The 17,513-nt window shown below is 72.2% G+C and carries 14 protein-coding genes; 8 read left to right on the forward strand and 6 right to left on the reverse strand.

Features of this window, described 5'->3' with window-relative positions; translation table 11 throughout:
* The first annotated feature begins 194 nt into the window (after positions 1-194).
* Complete coding sequence (locus tag ACZ4EF_RS23180) at positions 195-431, forward strand: DUF397 domain-containing protein (RefSeq protein WP_355335565.1); 237 nt, start codon at positions 195-197, stop codon at positions 429-431.
* Between the two features lie 162 nt (positions 432-593).
* Positions 594-1,496, forward strand: a complete 903-nt coding sequence (locus ACZ4EF_RS23185) for a helix-turn-helix domain-containing protein (protein ID WP_467506300.1) — start codon at positions 594-596, stop codon at positions 1,494-1,496.
* A 75-nt stretch (positions 1,497-1,571) separates the two neighbouring features.
* Here the strand turns inward: ACZ4EF_RS23185 and ACZ4EF_RS23190 are convergent, their stop codons facing one another.
* From ACZ4EF_RS23190 to ACZ4EF_RS23215, 6 genes are all read right to left on the reverse strand, one after another.
* Positions 1,572-2,384, reverse strand: a complete 813-nt coding sequence (locus tag ACZ4EF_RS23190; protein ID WP_355335559.1) for an SAM-dependent methyltransferase — start codon at positions 2,382-2,384, stop codon at positions 1,572-1,574.
* Between the two features lie 167 nt (positions 2,385-2,551).
* A complete protein-coding gene (locus tag ACZ4EF_RS23195; RefSeq protein WP_467506331.1) occupies positions 2,552-2,950 on the reverse strand; it encodes a DUF779 domain-containing protein in 399 nt (132 codons plus the stop codon).
* A gap of 194 nt (positions 2,951-3,144) precedes the next feature.
* Entirely contained in the window at positions 3,145-4,290 is a 1,146-nt protein-coding gene (locus ACZ4EF_RS23200) for a cation diffusion facilitator family transporter (protein ID WP_467506301.1), read from the reverse strand.
* A gap of 105 nt (positions 4,291-4,395) precedes the next feature.
* Positions 4,396-6,210 (reverse strand): APC family permease, encoded by a 1,815-nt coding sequence (locus tag ACZ4EF_RS23205; RefSeq protein WP_355335555.1) that lies wholly within the window; start codon positions 6,208-6,210, stop codon positions 4,396-4,398.
* Between the two features lie 206 nt (positions 6,211-6,416).
* Positions 6,417-7,388, reverse strand: a complete 972-nt coding sequence (locus tag ACZ4EF_RS23210) for an aldo/keto reductase (RefSeq protein ID WP_467506302.1) — start codon at positions 7,386-7,388, stop codon at positions 6,417-6,419.
* Between the two features lie 179 nt (positions 7,389-7,567).
* A complete protein-coding gene (locus ACZ4EF_RS23215) occupies positions 7,568-8,989 on the reverse strand; it encodes a ricin-type beta-trefoil lectin domain protein (RefSeq protein ID WP_467506303.1) in 1,422 nt (473 codons plus the stop codon).
* 437 nt (positions 8,990-9,426) lie between these two features.
* On the opposite strand from ACZ4EF_RS23215, the gene ACZ4EF_RS23220 reads away from it, so the two are divergent.
* From ACZ4EF_RS23220 to ACZ4EF_RS23245, 6 genes are all read left to right on the forward strand, one after another.
* A complete protein-coding gene (locus ACZ4EF_RS23220; RefSeq protein WP_188285763.1) occupies positions 9,427-9,726 on the forward strand; it encodes a WXG100 family type VII secretion target in 300 nt (99 codons plus the stop codon).
* A 77-nt stretch (positions 9,727-9,803) separates the two neighbouring features.
* Positions 9,804-14,225, forward strand: a complete 4,422-nt coding sequence (locus ACZ4EF_RS23225; RefSeq protein WP_401307995.1) for an FtsK/SpoIIIE domain-containing protein — start codon at positions 9,804-9,806, stop codon at positions 14,223-14,225.
* Positions 14,225-14,503 carry a hypothetical protein gene (locus ACZ4EF_RS23230; protein ID WP_355335544.1) on the forward strand — a complete coding sequence of 93 codons (279 nt, stop codon included), beginning with the start codon at positions 14,225-14,227 and terminating at the stop codon, positions 14,501-14,503. The genes ACZ4EF_RS23225 and ACZ4EF_RS23230 overlap by 1 nt, the downstream gene beginning before the upstream one ends.
* Before the next feature lie 86 nt (positions 14,504-14,589).
* The gene (locus ACZ4EF_RS23235) at positions 14,590-16,020 is read left to right on the forward strand and encodes a hypothetical protein (RefSeq protein ID WP_391125461.1); all 1,431 of its coding nucleotides are present in this window, start codon (positions 14,590-14,592) and stop codon (positions 16,018-16,020) included.
* Between the two features lie 14 nt (positions 16,021-16,034).
* A complete protein-coding gene (locus tag ACZ4EF_RS23240; protein WP_355335539.1) occupies positions 16,035-16,763 on the forward strand; it encodes a hypothetical protein in 729 nt (242 codons plus the stop codon).
* Positions 16,760-17,485, forward strand: a complete 726-nt coding sequence (locus tag ACZ4EF_RS23245) for a hypothetical protein (RefSeq protein WP_391051227.1) — start codon at positions 16,760-16,762, stop codon at positions 17,483-17,485. Before ACZ4EF_RS23240 ends, ACZ4EF_RS23245 begins: the two co-directional genes overlap by 4 nt.
* Positions 17,486-17,513 lie beyond the last annotated feature (28 nt).

The raw sequence follows: 17,513 nt of genomic DNA on the forward strand, positions 1-17,513 counted from the left end.
CGTCCGTGCCTCGTCCTCCGCCGTTTCTTCACGTACTGGTGGGGCTCAGGAGTCTCGATCACACCTCCGTTGTCAGTATCATCAGCGGGACGACTTTGGATGCAATTGCATCTGGAATTGCATCCGCAGTTGCGGTCGCGGGCATGCTTGTGACTGCGAGCGATCGAGTACAACTCACAGAGGAGTGGTGCCGGATGAAGCAGTTCGACAACGGAGTGCGGGCGGACGAGATCCCGGGTGTCGAGTGGGTCAAGAGCGGGCGGAGCAATCAGAGCGGCAACTGCGTCGAGGCGGCCAAACTGCCTGATGGCGGCGTTGCGTTCCGCAACTCCCGTGACCCGCACGGTCCCGCGCTCGTCTACACGCACGACGAGATGGTCGCCTTCATCGGTGGCGCCAAGGACGGGGACTTCGACTTCCTCACCGCGTGAGGCGGTTACGCTCAGGCGCGTCCGTCTGAGTGAATGACGACAAGAACAGTTGACGGCTGAGCGCGACGGCGTGAAGTCGGGAATTCGTGACTCCGGTAGGGGCGCGACAGCGCGCCTCGCAGTGCAATACTGGCGTGCGTCCAGTTTCTACCGGGAGCCCGCATGTCCGCTCAGCCGCAACTCGTATCACCGCTGCAACTGCTGGAGCGCCGCCCGGACATGGGCGCCAAGGCGTTGGCACGTGTGCTCGGCAACTATCTGCGTGCCCTGCGCGAGGCCGCCGGGGTCAGCCCGGCACAGGCCGGAGAGCGTATCCGTGGCCACGCCTCGAAGATCAGCCGCATGGAGACGGCGCACGTCTCCCTCAAGTTAAGGGACGTCGACGATCTCCTCGCGCTCTACGGCGTCGCGGAGCAGGAACGGGCGGAGATCGCCTTCCTGGTCCAGCGCTCGGCCAAGCCCGAATGGTGGCAGCCGTACGGCGAGGTCGTTCCCGACTGGCTCCAGGGCCTGATCGGTCTGGAGCGCGACGCCCACGTGATCCGTACCTACGAGACGCAGTTCGTGCCCGGCCTGCTCCAGACACCCTCGTACGCGCAGGCGGTCGTGCGCAGCGGCCACCGGCTCGCCTCGCCCGAAGAGGTCGAGCGGCGCGTGGAGTTGCGGCTGGAACGCCAGCGCAGGATGGCGGAGCCAGGCGCTCCCGTGCTGTGGGCCCTGATCGACGAGGGCGTGCTGCACCGCCCGGTCGGCGGTCCCGCGGTGATGCGCGAGCAGTTGGAGTATCTGCTGGTGGTGCTGCGCCAGCCCGGTGTGCGGCTCCAGAGCGCCTCCTGGTCGGCGAGCGCGGCGGCGACGCCCGGCTCCGCGGTCACGTATCTGCGGTTCGCCCAGGGCTTCCTGCCCGACGTGGTCTATCTGGAGCACATGACGAGCGCGATGTACCTGGACCGGCTGGAAGAGCTGGACAAGTACCGTGCCGCGCTCGATGAGTTGAGCGCGCTGGCGGCGACGCCGGTGGAGAGCCGCGTGCTGCTGGAAGAGGCGCTGAAGCGCTACAAGTAGAGCGGCCCCCGAGAACGACGCCGGCCCGCATCCCCCTCGCCGGGGGTGCGGGCCGAAGCTCTGCCGTGGGCGTTGCTACACGCGGGCCACGCCGCCGTACTCGATCCATTCCTTGCTGGGCTGCTTGAGGCCGAGGTCGCTGTCGGGGCGCCAGGTGGAGACCTCCACCAGGCCCGGCTCGATGATCTCGTAGCCTTCGAGGAAACCGGCGAGGTCGCTGGGCTTGCGCACCTCACCCCAGTGGCCGCCGGTGGACTGGTCCATGAACTCGGTGACGAAGCGGCGGGTCTCGGGGTCGTCGCTGACGAGCTGACAGACCACCAGGAAGCTTCCCTTGGGCAGCTTTTCGGCGACGCGCCGGACGACGCCCGCGGGGTCGTCGGTGTCGCGGATGCAGTGCAGCACCGACACGAAGAGCGCGGCGACCGGCTCGTTGAGGTCTATCAGCCGCGTCAGTTCTTCGTGCTGCCAGATGCTCTCGGTGTCGCGGAAGTCCGCCTGGATCACCGAGGTGTTCTCGTTCTGCTGGAGCAGCGCGCGGCCGTGGGCGAGCACGATCGGGTCGTTGTCGACGTACACCACGCGGGCGTCGGGGTTGATGCGCTGCACGATCTCGTGCACATTGTCCTGCGTCGGCAGACCGGAGCCGTGGTCCACGAACTGCTTGATGCCGTAGTCCTCCGCGAGCCTGCGCACCACCCGGCGCAGGAACTGACGGTTGTTCAGGGCCAGGATCTTCATGCTGGGGACCTGGAGGAGTAATTGCTCCGTGGCCTCGCGGTCGGCCGGGTAGTTGTCCTTCCCGTCCAGCAAGTAGTCGTACATGCGTGCCACAGCGGGCACCGTCACATCTATCTTGTCGGAAAGCGGTGCGTCCCGGTGCTCCATCGGGCCCCTCACGGTGGTTCGTTGATCGAAAGCTGCGGTGACGACTTCCATCCTAGGGAGACGTGATCGTCCGGTCGAGAGCGCAGACCAGGAGGTTGTGCCGGACGCGCGGCCCGGCTCCGGTCCGGCCGTCCTCGGGCCCGGCCCGGTTCCGGGGCCGGCCGGTCCTAGCCCGCGGTCTCGGTGCCCTCGGCGTCCACGGTGTTCCCGGTGGGCAGCGGCGGCTCGGCCTCCATCCGCTCGACCTCCTCGTCCGTCATCAGCCGGGAGCGCAGGAGGAAGCGGACGCCCTCGGGGGCCTCAAGCGAGAAGCCGCTGCCGCGGCCGGGCACGACGTCCACGGTGAGGTGGGTGTGGCTCCAGTACGCGTACTGGCTCGCGCTCATCCAGAACGGGGTGTCCCCGGCGACCCGGCCGAGCAGGACGTCCGCGCCGCCCACCCGGAACTCACCGCGCGGGTAGCACATCGGTGAGCTGCCGTCGCAGCAGCCGCCGGACTGATGGAACATCAGGGGGCCGTGCCGCCGGGCCAGTTGGTCGACCATCGCTTCGGCGGCCGGGGTCATTTCGACGCGCCCCACGGGACGTCCGGGCGAGGCGGGGCCGGGCAAGGCCGTGTCGGACCGTGCGGTATCGGACCTGGTGGCGTCCATCACGGGGGCTCCCATCCGCCGACCGCCGGATGCGTCGGCGTTCTCGTACCAGCCTCCCGCCCGCGACGGCTTTCGTCCAGGGACGGGACCGCGCCCGGCGCCGGGCGTCAGACGGGCTGGTGGTGGGCGAGGAGCGCGTGCGGGTCCCCGGCGCCGTGGACGTGGGCGTGGGCACCGGCCGGTGCGTGGTCGATGTGGACGGTCGCGGCCCGCAGTCGCGGCACGGCGTGCAGCAGCGCGTGCTCGGCCCGCACGGCGACGGCGTGCGCCGCGACGACGCTGATGCCGGGGTCGACCACGACCGCGGCCTCGGCCCGCAGCGCGTGGCCGACCCACCGCATCCTGACCGGCCCGACCCCCTCCACCCCCGGCACCGCGCCGAGCGCCCGCTCGGCCCGGTCGACCAGCTCGGGGTCGACGGCGTCCATCAGCCGCCGGAACACCCCGCGCGCCGCGTCCCGCAGCACCGCCAGGATCGCCACGGTGATCAGCAGCCCCACGACCGGGTCCGCGAGGCGCCACCCCAGGGCCGTACCGGCGGCGCCCAGCAGGACCGCGAGGGAGGCGAACCCGTCGGTACGGGCGTGCAGGCCGTCGGCGACCAGGGCCGCGGAGCCGATGTCGCGCCCGACGCGAATCCGGTATCCGGCCACCCACTCGTTGCCCACGCATCCGGCCAGCGCCGCACCGGACACCGCCCACAGGTGGGTGACCGTACGCGGATCGAGCAGCCGGTCCACCGCCGTCCAGGCCGCGAAGGCGCTCGACGCGGCGATGGCCAGCAGGACGGCGACCCCGGCCAGATCCTCGGCCCGCCCGTAGCCGTACGTATAGCGGCGGTTGGCGGCCCGGCGCCCGAGGACGAAGGCGATGCCCAGCGGCACCGCCGTCAGCGCGTCCGCCGCATTGTGCACGGTGTCGCCCAGCAGCGCCACCGACCCGGACACCGCGACGATCAGCGCCTGGACGAGCGCGGTCGCGCCCAGCACCGCGAGCGACACCCACAGCGCCCGCATCCCGCGCGCCGACGACTCCAGCGCCGCGTCCACGCTGCCCGCCGCCTCGTGCGAATGGGGCCGCAGGAGATGTCCGAGCCGGTGCCGCAGCCGCGATCCGGGGCGCGTACGACCGCCCGTCGCGTGTGCGTGGCCGTGCGCCCGGTCAGGGCCGTGGCCGTGGTCGTCGGCATGGTCGTGGTCGTGTGGGTGACCGGCGCCGTGCCCCTCGCCGTGGGTGTGCTCAGTCCCCGCCATGTCGGACACCGTGGCACACGGAACCCCTTGCGGCCACTCCCGAAATACCACCTGTGACCAGCTGCGATGCCCTCGCAACAGCCCCGGCTGGGCGACAGGGGCCGCTCACAGGCTCAGCCGGTACGGAATCGTGCACACCACGACGTCGGTACGGGCTCTGAGCGCGGAGGCCAGCAGCAGGCCCCGCTGATTCTGGAGGATCTGGTAGCGCCGGTGGCGCGGCACCACCTCGGGGATGAGGACGGAGACGTGCTGACCCTTGGCCACCTCGCGTTCGACGTAGGAGACGATCGGCTGCACCAGCGAACGGTGCGGGCTCTCCACGATGTCCAGCCGTACGCCCGGATTCCAGCGGTCCCAACTCTCCCGCAGGGCGCGGGCCTTGTCGGGGTCGCCCTGCACGGCGACGGCGACGACGGCGGTGCCGAGGTTGAGGGCCGCCGTCAGCGCCTGCTGGGTGAGCCTGCTGACCTCGCCGACCGGCACGATCACCAGGGACACGGTGCGCCGGACCGGCGGCGGGACCTCACCGAGCCCCAACTCCTTCCCGACCTCGGTGTAGTAGCGCTGGATACGGGCGAACAGCAGCATCAGCAGCGGCACGGTGACCACCACCACCCAGGCCCCGGCGAGGAATTTGTCGGCGAGCAGGACGACGGCGGCGATCGCCGTCAGCACCGCGCCGAAGCCGTTGAGCGTCGCGCGCTGGCGCCAGCCGCGGGGACGCTCCCCGCGCCAGTGCCGAACGAGGCCGATCTGGCTGATGGTGAAGCCGATGAACACGCCGATCGCGAACAGCGGCAGCATGCGGTGGGTGTCGGCGTCCACGGCGATCAGCAGCAGCGCGGCGAGCAGCGCGAGGGCGCCCACGCCCCAGCGGTACACCGGGCGCTCCGTGCGCAGACCGAACAGGTGGGGCAGCCGGTGGTCGCGGGCCAGCAGGCTCATCAGGACCGGCAGCCCGCCGAAGCTGGTGTTGGCGGCCAGCGCCAGTGCCAGGGTGACGACGAGATTCGTCGCGTCGTACGGCCAGCCGGTCCCGAACGAGCCCGCGGTGAGCTGCGCCAGGACGGTCACGTCGCCGCGCGGCGCCACATGGTCGCGGCGGATCAGCACCGCGAGCCCGACCAGCATCAGCGCGAGCAGGCCGCCCAGCATCAGCTCGGTGCGCTGCGCCCGCCTGACCCGCGGGTCGCGGAATGCGGGCACCCCGTTGGCGATGGCCTCCACGCCGGTCAGCGAGGAGCAGCCGGCCGAGAACGCCTTCAGGAGCAGCAGCAGCCCCAACGACTCGGTGATGTGCACGGGTTGGGGAGTGCCGACGACGGCCACGGGGTGCGAGCGCACCAGGCCGAAGACGATGATCCCGAGGACGCTCGCGATGAACAGCGCCGTCGGCAGCATCAGCACCCGGGCGCTCTCGGCCACACCCCGCAGATTCACGGCCGTGAGCACGGCGAGCCCGAGCAGACACACCGGCAGCAGATGCGGCGCGAGGGAGGGGTAGGAGGAGGCGAGGCTCGCGGCGCCCGCGGCGAGGCTGACGGCGACGGTGAGCACGTAGTCGACGACGAGGCTCGCGGCGGCGAGCAGACTGATGCCCTGTCCCAGGTCCTTCTTCGCCACCGCGTACGCGCCGCCGCCGTCCGGGTGCACGGCGATGACCTGCCCGTACGAGACCACCAGCACCGCGAGCAGCCCGGCGATCACCAGCGTCACCGGCAGTGTCGCGCTGAGCGCCCCGGAACCGGCGGCGATCAGGACCAGCACGATCGCCTCGGGGCCGTACGCGACCGAGCTGAGCGCGTCCAGCGACAGTGCCGCCAGCCCTTCGATGCTGGTCAAGTGCTGCTTGTCCCCCTCGCCCGGCCGCAGGGGGACTCTCGGCCGCAGTTCGCGGCGGGCCAGACCGAAGGTCATCGGTACCTCGGGGTGCAGGGGACGACACGCGGGGACGCGCCATGCCCAGTCTGACGGACCGTCACCGGAGGACGGCTGAGGCGCGGCCGTGGACCCCCGCCCGGCCGTGGACCCCCCGCGCGGCCGTTGCACCCCGGCCGGGCGTCGCCTCCCCGGCCGGGTGTCGCTCGCTCCCGTGCGGCCCGTCAGGCGTGCGGCGGCGGGGGTCAGCGCTCCATCATGCGCATCTGGGCCTCGTTGTGGGTGTCTCCCGCGGCCGGGGGGAGGCTGCTGAGCCTGTCGAGCTGTTCCGCGCTGAGCCGGACGGCGTCGGCGGCGGAATTCTCCTCGACGCGGGTGACGCGCCGGGTGCCGGGGATGGGAGCGATGTCGTCGCCCTGGGCCAGCAGCCAGGCCAGCGCGACCTGCGCCGGGGTGGCGTCGATCTCGGCGCCGACGGCGGCGACCTCGTCGGCCAGCCGCAGATTGTGCTGGAAGTTCTCCTTCGTGAACCGGGGGTTGTCAGCCCGGAAGTCGTCGGCGTCGAACTGGTCGGTGGAGCGGATCGCGCCGGTCAGGAAGCCGCGCCCGAGGGGTGAGAAGGGCACGAAGCCGATGTTCAGCTCGCGCAGCACCGGCAGCACGCGCGCCTCGGGGTCGCGGGTGAACAGGGAGTACTCCGACTGGACGGCCGTGACCGGGTGGACGGCGTGGGCGCGGCGGATGGTCTCCGGGCCGGCCTCGGACAGGCCGATGTGCCGGATCTTGCCCTCGGCGACCAGTTCGGCGAGCGCCCCGACGGTGTCCTCGATCGGGGTGCCGGGGTCGACCCGGTGCTGGTAGTACAGGTCGATGCGGTCGGTGCCCAGCCGGGTCAGCGAGCCCTCGACGGCGGCGCGGATGTTCGCGGGAGTGCTGTCCGCGCCCTGGCGGCCGGTGTGCGAGATCAGCCCGAACTTCGTGGCCAGCACGACCTCGTCGCGGCGGCCCCTCAGCGCGCGGCCGACGAGCGTTTCGTTGGTGTAGGGGCCGTAGACCTCGGCGGTGTCGATGAACGTGACGCCCAGTTCCAGGGCGCGGTGCAGTGTACGGATCGACTCCGTGTCGTCGGTTCCCGCGCCGGTGTAGGCGTGGGACATGCCCATCGCGCCCAGGCCGATCCGGGCAACGTCCAGGTCACGCAGGGTGATGTGCTTCATCGCTTCTTCTCTCCTGGCGGACGGCGGCGATCTTGTCCTGTCCGGCCAAGCCTGCCTCTTCCCGCCCGCCGACGACAGGCCGGGACAGGCGGAGGGCCGACAGCGGGGGTGTGACAGGGCCCCTGTCCGCCGTCCGGCCATCGCGGCGGCCGGGCGTCGGAGAGGGGCCGAGGTTCGGGTCAGGGCCGTTTGAAGGCTTCGGGGCCGCCCGCGCCGCAGGGGGCCAGACGGACGCCGGTGCCGTTGTCGACCTCGCTCAGGCACAGGGCCGCGTGAGCGGAGTAGACGGTGCTGCCGCGCAGCGAGAACTTCTGCGCGACGTTGCCGCTGCAATTCGCGACCTGGACGACCGTGCCGGGGGCGGTCCCGCCCCAGGCGGCGTCCATGCACAGGTCGTTGGCGCGGATGGTCCCGTCGGGGCTGATGTGCCACCGCTGGACGAGGCTGTCGTCGCACGCCGCGAGCGCCAGCGGGGTGCCGTCCGTACCCGCGCCCGCGGTGAGGCACTTGCCGGTCGCCGCGTTCTTCAGCGGAGCCCCCGGCGGCTTCGGCGCGTTGGCCGCCGACGCCGGTCCCGAGGCCGGCGCGGACGCGGGCGGTTCGGACGCGGGCGGCGCCGAGCCCGGCGCGGCACCGGACGGCGAGGCCGCCGACGGCGACGGACCGGCCGTGGTCGGCGCGGGCGCCGTCGTGGTGTCGGAGGCGTGCGCGACCGTGGTCGAGGGCGAGGAGGAGCCGTGCAGCGCGAGCCCGAGCCCGACCCCCGCGAGGCAGAGCACGGCGACCGACGCGACGACGACCCGGCCCCGGGTGACGACGGGTTTGGTCCGCGGGCCGGGCGCGGCGGGCCTCCCGGCCGTGCGGCCGACGGGAATGTCGTCGCCTTCCCGGGGCGGGGGCAACTCCGCGTCCGGGTCGAGCCGGTGCGCGACCCGCTCGTCCAGCAGCCCGGTGTCCACGACGCCGGCCGAGTCGATGGTGAAGCGCCAGCGGGGCTGATCGGTGCGGCCGACGACGACGACCGTCCACCGGCCGTCCGGGTCGTCGGCCAGCCGCTGGAAGCGTTCGCGGTCCCGGCCGCCGGGCGAGCCGCCCAGCAGCAGCACCCCGCCCGCCTCGTCCTCCAGCGCCGCGTCGGTGTCGGCCGGGTCCTGCGGCTCGGCCGGCGCCCCCGCGCCGGGGACCGGTTTGAAGCCGACGCGGACCACGCGCACCTCGCGGGACCAGGGGCTGGCGGCAAGTTCGCGGGCCCAGTCGTGGGCCAGGGCCCGCGCCTGCCGGGCGTCGCCCTCCAGACCGATGAGCCCGCCGACCTCGCCGAGGTTGAGCAGCACGAAGCCCTTGCCGGTGTTGCCGAGCGGGACCAGCCGCGGATACGGCTCCGGCAGCGACTCCGCCACGCTCGCGCTCTGGAGCCAGCGCAACTGGGCGTGCCAGGTCCGCCCATCCTGGTCCGCGGTCCACCCGGCCGGTGGCCGCTGATCGGGCGTCCTGAGGTGGAACCAGACGGTCTCGGGCCCGACGACCACCACATGGGCCACCGGAACGGCACGGTTCTCGCGGTCGCAGGCGGTGGCCAGGACGCGGATGACCCGGTCCACGGTCCACAGACCGTGATCGGCACGCGGCGCCGAACCCGGTCGCTGCCCGGACCTTCGCGACCGGCGCAGCCGGGCGCTCCAGTCGGTGCGGCGAGGAAGGCGATCGGCGGATCGGGACGGGGGTGTCACCTGTGTCTCCTTCACTCACGTCTTCACTCGCGTCCGCCCACGCCGTCAGCACGTTCACTCACGTCGTCACAGGGACGGTCGCGCCGCGCCCGCGGTGTGCCGCGCACGCTGTGTCCTGTGAACGGTGGTAGCCCGCCACGGGGGTGTCAACGCCGGGCGCGGGGCGGCGGCGCCCCCTTGGGCCCAGGGGCCCAAGGTCGCCCGCGAGCCCTGGACCAGGCATCGGAGCCGTTCCTAGCATCGACCGCGTCCGGGCCCGGCGTGCCGCCGCGTACCGGCAAGCCCGGCAACGTCAGAAGGGACGCACGATGACGAATCTGAACATCACGTATCAGGAGATGTCGGACAGCGCGAGCAAGATGCGCAACAACAAGGCCGACATCGACCAGAAGCTCACCGAGTGCAAGAACATCGTCGACAACCTCACCGGCTCGGGGTTCGTCACCGACCAGGCGTCCGGCAGGTTCGACGAGGTGCACACCGAATTCGTCACGTCGGCCAACCAGGCCATGGAGACGCTGGACCAGTTGTCGCAGTGGCTCGACAAGGCCGTGGACGCGATGCAGGACATGGACACCCAGCTCGCCAGCTCGCTCAACCAGAAGTAGCGGGCCGCGGCCGGTCCACCGGCGCCGCCCGCACCCCGCGCCGGGCGTGCGGGCGTCCGATCCACGAGGGGGGAACCATGCCCATGATGATCACCATCGCCCGATCCCCCGACTGGTCGGCCGACGTCGCGGTGGACGCCGATCCCACCACCCCGCTCCGCGATGTCGTCAAGAATCTGCTGGACAGTCTCGACGGGTCGCGGCCCCCGGCGCTCGGTGGCCCGGCGGAGGCGGCGGTCTACCTCGCCGACCAGCCGCTCGACCTCTCGCTGCCCCTGGCCGGCAGCGGCATCCACGACGGCACCGTGCTCTGGCTCGACCGGCCCGGACCCGCGGAGACCCCGCCCGTCGGCCTGGTGACCGTCCGGGCCGTCGCGGGCGCGGGCGCGGGACGGATCTGGTTCCTCGGCGCGGGCGAGTACCGCGTCGGATCGGGCGCCGACTGCCAGGTCGACGTGGGCGGCGGGCCGCCGGTGGCCGCCGTCGTCCGGATCTCCCTCGACGCCTCGGTACGGGTGCGCGCCGTCGGGCACTCCGCGCTGCTCGACCGCGTCGCCCTGCCCGACCACGACGTGGCCTGGCCGGAGACGGTCCAACTCCTGGTCGGGGAGACCTTCCTGGAGGCGCACCCCCTGCTGCGCCCCGACGCCGTCGTCGAGCCCTCGCCCGACGGCGAGTACCTCGATTACAACCGCCCTCCCCGGCTGCTTCCCCCCGTGCAGCACACCGTGTTCCGGCTGCCGTCCCAGCCCAGGCCGCCCTCCCTGAACGCGCTTCCGTGGCTGACCGCGGCCCTGCCCGCCGTCCTCGGCAGCCTCATCGCGGTGATGTTCCACAACCCGATGTTCCTGATGATGGCGGCGATGTCGCCGGTCATGATGCTCGGGAGCTGGTTCACCGGACGGCGGCAGGGCCGGATCAGCCACCGCCGCCAAGTGGCCGAGTACGGAGCCCAGTTGGAGGCGACCGAGGCCGAGATCGCGACGGCGCTCGAACAGGAGCGCCGCGACCGCCGCGCCGCGAGCCCCGACCCCGCCGAACTGCTCGTCATCGCCACCGGCCCGCGGTCGCGGCTCTGGGAACGCCGCCGCACCGACCCCGACCACCTGCTGGTCAGGGTCGGCATCGCCGACCTGCCCACGGCCATCGCCGTCGAGCAGGGCGACGGCACGCGGCGCGGCCGGGACCTGCGCGCGGCCCCCGACGTACCGGCCGCCTTCTCCATCGCGGAGGCCGGAGTCGTCGGCGTCGTGGGACCCGAGGGCTGGCCGCGGCACATGGCGCGCTGGCTGACCGGACAGCTCGCCGTCCTCCAGAGCCCCCGCGACGTGCAGTTGTACATCCTGACCGACCCGGCGGGCGAGTCCCTGTGGGAGTGGGCCGCCTGGCTGCCGCACTCCCGGCCGCTGCTGGGCCAGCAGGCCCTGTCCCTGATGGGCGCCGACGCCGAGACCCTCGGCCGCCGGGTCGCGGAACTGAGCGAACTCATCCACGTACGCCAGCAGGCCCGGCTCAACGCCGGGGTCGGCGCCGCGTTCGCGGACCCCGACGTCGTCGTGCTGATGGACGGCGCCCGGCGGCTGCGGGCGCTGCCCGGAGTGGTGGCGATCCTCCAGGAAGGCCCTGCGGTCGGCGTCTACAGCATCTGCGTGGACGCCGACGAGCGGACACTGCCCGAGGAGTGCGCGACCGTCGTCATCGGCGGCGGCTCGCGGCCGGCCACCCTGCGCAGACAGCGCGCCGCGCAGGTCGACGGCATCGTCTCCGACGAGGTCCCGGAGAGCTGGTACGCCTCGGCCGGACGCCGACTGGCGCCGCTGCGCGACGTCAGCGAGAACCAGGGCGACGCCGCCCTGCCCGCCTCCGCGCGGCTGCTGGAGATCCTGGGCCTCGAAGAGCCGACCCCCGCGGCGATCGCCGCCCGCTGGCGTTCCTCCGGCCGTGGCACCAAGGCCGTCGTCGGCTACTCGCTCAACGGGCCGTTCGCCCTGGACCTGGTCAACCACGGCCCGCACGGACTCGTCGCGGGCACCACGGGCTCGGGCAAGTCCGAGTTCCTGCAGAGCCTGGTGGCCTCGCTGGCCGTCGCCAACCGCCCGGACGCCATGACCTTCGTCCTGGTCGACTACAAGGGCGGCGCCGCGTTCAAGGACTGCGTCGACCTGCCCCACACCGTCGGCCTGGTGACCGACCTCGACCCGCACCTCGTCGAGCGGGCCCTGACCTCGCTGAGCGCCGAACTCACCCACCGCGAGCACCAGTTGGCGGCGGCGGGCGCCAAGGACCTGGAGGACTACCTCGATTACGCGGGCCGCAGGCCGGAACTGCCCCCCATTCCCCGACTGGTCATCGTCATCGACGAGTTCGCCTCGATGGCGCGGGAACTGCCCGACTTCGTCACCGGCCTGGTCAACATCGCCCAGCGCGGGCGCTCCCTCGGCATCCACCTGATCCTGGCGACGCAGCGCCCGTCCGGCGTGGTGTCGGCGGAGATCCGCGCCAACACCAACCTGCGGGTCGCCCTGCGGGTGACCGACGCGGGGGAGAGCACCGACGTCATCGACGCCCGGGAGGCCGCGGCCATCACGACGGCCACGCCCGGACGGGCGTACGCGCGGCTCGGGCACAGCTCGCTGATCCCGTTCCAGACCGGCCGGGTCGGCGGCCGCCGTCCCATGGCCGACAGGACCGCCGCGACGGCCGCGCCCTTCCTGCGCCCGGTCTCCTGGCTCGACCTCGGCCTGCCCGCGCCCCAGCGTCCGCGCACCGTCGCCGAGACCGACGAGGTGACCGACCTGTCGGTCCTGGTGTCGGCCATCGGCCAGGCCAACGCCATGCTGGGTATCGCCGCGCAGCGCCGCCCGTGGCTGCCGCCGCTGCCGCTGTCCGCGGTGGTCGACCTGACGGCCGACCCGGTCCGCGGCTCCCGGCAGGACCCGTCCTTCTCGTGGGCCATCCAGGACCTGCCGATGCGGCAGCGCCAGGAGACGGTGACGGTGGACCTGGCCACCTTCGGCCACCTGCACATCGTCGGCGCGCCCCGCTCGGGCCGCTCCATGGCGCTGCGCACCTTCGCCGCCGCGGCGGCCAGCCAGTCCACCGTCGCCGACCTGCACCTGTACGGGCTCGACTGCGGCAACGGCGCCCTGCTGCCGCTCACCCGGCTGCCGCACTGCGGCGCGGTGGTGCAGCGCTCGGAGACCGACCGCGCCGCCCGACTGCTCAGGCGGCTGCACGCCGAGGTGCAGAACCGTCAACGACTCCTCGGCGAGGGCGGGTTCGCCGATGTGACCGAGCAGCGCGCGGCCCGGCCCGAGGCCGAACGGCTGCCGCACATCGTGCTGCTGCTCGACCGCTGGGAGGGGTTCATGGGCACCCTCAGCGAGTACGACAGCGGGTCGCTGACCAATCTGATCCAGACCCTGCACCGGGAAGGCGCGAGCGCCGGGGTGCACCTGGTCATCGCGGGCGACCACATGCTGCTGAGCGGCCGGATGAGTTCGCTGTGCGACGACAAGCTGGTGCTGCGGCTCTCCGACCGCAGCGACATGGGCCTGGCGGGGCTGAACTCGCGGAAGATCCCGGAGAATCTGCCGCCGGGCCGCGGCTACCGCGCGCCCAGCGCGATCGAGACCCAGGTCGGGCTGGTGGCGGACGACCCGGCGGGCCCCGCGCAGGCCGCCGCCGTGCACGCGCTGGCGGCCCGGCTCACCGAGCGCGAGGCGGGAGTCCCCAAATCGGCCCGCCCCAACCGGATCGCGGTGCTGCCCACCCAGCTCTCCTTCGACCAGGCGTGGGAGATGGTGGAGGAGACGCCGAAGCCCATGTGGGCGCTGGTGGGCGTCGCGGGCGACGACCTCGAACCCGTCGGCGCCGACCTGATGGGCGATCAGCCGACCTTCCTGGTCGCGGGACCGTCCAGGTCGGGGCGGAGCACCGCGCTGACCGTCATGACCGAGTCGCTGCTGCGCGGCGGCGTCGAGATCGTCATCGGCGCACCCATGAACTCACCGCTGCGGGCCTTCGAGGGCAGGACCGGGGTGCGCGGTGTCATCACCGCGGACGCCCCCACCGAGCAGCAGTTCTCCGATCTGCTGAACCCCGGTGACGGGCCCGTCGTCCTCGTGGTCGACGACGCCGAGACCTGGCGCGACCTGCCGTGCCGCGACTGGCTGAAGGCGTTCGTGAAGAAGGCGTCGGGAAGCAGGCGGGGCGTGGTCCTCGGCGGGGACGTCGCCTCGGTGGCGATGGGCTTCTCCGGCTGGCAGTCCGAGGTCAAGCGCAACCGGCGCGGCGTCCTGCTGTCGCCGCCCACCTTGAACGACGGCGACCTGGTGGGGGTGCGGCTGTCCCGTTCCCAGCTCGCCGCCAGGGTCGTACCGGGCGCCGCCCTGGTGCACCTGGGCAGCGGCAGCCTGCTGCCCGCCCAGATCCCGCTGCCGCCGGCCGCCGGCGAGCCCGCACGCGACAACTCCGCACACGACAACAGGGAGCAGTGATGGCGGACCTCGTGGTGAAGGACCTCCAGAGCCTCGCGAGCGACCTCAGCGAGCTGATCGGTCAGTTCGAGGGAGCGCTGGACTTCCAGAACGACGACAAGGGCCTGTGGGGTCAGCTCAACGCCAACCTGTCGATGGGCGACTTCGCCGACAACTGGACCGTGCACCGTGACGCGATGGTCAAGTCCATGAAGAGCCTGCGCGACAAGGTCAACAAGGTCGACGAGGCGTGGGCGCAGGCGGACCAGCAGTTGCTGGACTCGTTCGAGGACGGCTGAGCCGATGACTGGGTCCATGGCCGGGCCCACGGCTGGGTTTACGGCTGAGCGCCAGGACGGCTGACGAGCGTCACAAGGAGAACCGCATGTCCATCAGAAACCTCGACTGGTCGCCACTGGACCGGCACTCGGACCCGATCCACACCGACCTCGACGTGGTGAGCGGCGCGCAGACGCGCTACCAGCACATCGCCGACACCATCGACGACGCGATCACCAAGCTCCAGCGGATCGTCGACACCGACAGCGACAGCCTGGCGGGCCAGTACGTGGAGGGCCTGAGGTCCGAGGCGACCAGCGTCAAGGACAGTCTCACCAAGGCCGCGGTGCGCTACCACGACGTCGCCGCGGAGATCAAGAAGTACGAGCCCGACCTCGAACAGGGGCTGAACGAGACGGCCGCCGCGCGCACCGACGCCGAAGAGGCCAAGAACGACCAGACCAAGGCGCACGCCATGCCCGACCCGCAGAAGCAGTCGGACGGCACCACCACCCCCGAGGAGCAGCAGAAGGGCTCCGACAAGGACAAGGCGAACGCCGACGCGGACGGGAAGCTGGCGGCGGCCAAGACGCGGCTGACCAACGCGATGGACGCGCTGAACGTCGCGGGCAAGCGCTTCGGCGACGCGGTCAACTGCAAGAAGTACGACGACGGCCTGACCGACTCCTGGAAGGACAAGCTCGACGCCGTCATGGCCAAGATCAGCCAGATCTTCGCCATCATCGGCATGATCCTCGGAGTCCTCGCGATCCTCATCCCCGGCGTGAACGCGCTGATCATCGCCGGAGTGGTGGCAGGCGCGATCACCCTGGTCGCCAACATCGTGCTGTACGCGCACGGCAAGGGCAGCCTGGTCGACGTGATCCTCGGGGCGGTCGGTCTCGGCCTCGCGGGCATCGGCGCCATCGCCTCGCTGGCCGCCAAGGGCCTGGCCAACGCGGCCAAGACGCTCGGCCAGCTGGCCGGCCGGCCCCGCCCGGTGACGACCAACCCCCCGCAACTGCACTGGGGCCCCGGTGCGCCGATCGAGCTGACCCCGATGGGGCCCGCGGCGGGCGCGGGCACCCGCACCGGGCCGAGCGTGATCGGCGGGGTGAACACCGTGCCCGGCGACTTCGTCATGCCGATCAACCCGGCCACCGGCTGGACGAACATGTCGGACTGGTTCAACAACCCCGCCACCAATTGGCTGTTGGGCAAATTCGGGGCCATCACCCCCGAACTGGGCTTCTGGGAGTCGGCGGGACTTCAGTTCAAGGGCGCCGGCGCGATGTGGGGAAAGCTGTTCACCGATCCGCTGAACTTCGCCAAGGACTGGGCGGGTGTCATCGGCGGTCTGAGCGGCTTCCGCGACCTGTCGGCCGTCATGGCGGCCATCGGCGGCAAGATCTCCCCGCTCTGGTACGTCTGGGGCGGCCTCAACGGCGCCTTCGGCATGGGCGGTCTGATCTACACCGGCGGACGCCTGGTCGGCTGGATTCCCGCGGTCAACCCGCCCGGTGTGGCCGCCTCATGACCAGGGGAGACGACATGAGCGACGATCTGGCCGCGCCGGACGGACTGCCCTGGCACTGGGAATGGGTGCCCGACATCCGGCCGGACGACGAGGAGTACGCGGCCTGGACCGCGCACATCGTGGCGCTGTTCGCCGACTGGACGTCCGAGGGCCTGGACTCGGCGCGGCTGGCCTGGCCCGCCGAGGCGGGCGTCGAATTCCCCTTCACGTCCGACATGGTGGGGCAGGGCGCCGCCGCATGGCTGCTGCACCGGGCGGGCCAACTGCCCGCGTGGTCCCGGCTCGCCTGGGGCGCGGCGTTCGTTCAGGGCAGCGCGCGCTGGGCGCCGGTCCCGGTGGTGGTGGAATTCCGCCGCCCCCGGGAGGAGGACCCCAACTACCTGATGGAGGTCGTCGGCGCCTCCGGCCGCGACGGCGACGCCCGGCAGCCGACGATCGACTACGTGACGACCCCGATCGGCGACGGAGTGCAGGTCTTCGCCCTCGGACGGACCCCGGAGGGCGCGGCGTTCGGACGCGCCGAAGCCGCGATGCGCCTGGACGTGCCGCCGGTCGGCGGCGCCGCGAGCGTCAGCTCCGACGTCGTACTGACCACGGTCGTCTTCGAGATGGGGCTGATGGCGCTGATCAGCGCGGGCGTGGAGCAGTTGATGCAGCAGATCGCCCACGACTGCGCGCCTCCGGCCGACGGGGGCCCGGCCAGGCTCGGGTTCGCCACCACCACCGAGGGGAGCCAGCGGTGATCGACTTCGAACTCGTCCTGCCCGACGGCTGGGTGCAGATTCCCACCACGCCCGACACGACCGCGCTGCGCCGCAGGACCGTCGACGCGGTGATCCGCCACCATGTGCCGGACTCGCTGCCGCGCGACTCGGCGGGCCCGTGGCGGCGGATGCTGCGCAAGGAGCTGACGGAGGCGACGGAGGAGGCCGCGCGGCAGAACGCCCGCTCGGTGCTGCTCCCGCTCCAGGAGTTCAGTGGCGTCCGGCTGCCCGGATCGATGCTGGTGACGGTCCTGGAGAGCCAGGACGAGACCGAGGACCCGGAGAAGCTGCTGGCCTCCCTCCTCGCCGACGCCGGGGCCGACGGCACCTATCTGGAGATCGGCGGAGCCCCGGCGGTACGGGTCGCCTCGGTGGTGGACAGCAGCCGGGTCGGCCGCAAGGCGCCGTCCTGGCGGGTCTCGTACTACGTCTCGAACCCCGACGCGCCCGGCACCTGGGGGCTGCTGACCTTCACCGTGCTGACCGACGGCGACATCGACGCGGAACCCGTGCAGGCCGTCGTGCTGCTCTTCGACATGATCGTCACGACTCTGCGCTGGGCGAACCGCGTCGACGTCCCCACCCAGGACGAGGTGCTGGCCCAACTGGCCGAGATGGACCGGCCCGCGCCGGATCAGCAGCCGACCGGCTCGTCGGCCTCCGCGCGGAGCGAGCCGTCGGCCGACGCCTCCGGCGCGTGAACCGAACGCGAAGAAAGTATGAAGCGGC

It is taken from the genome of Streptomyces sp. NPDC025721 (genome assembly GCF_055558595.1).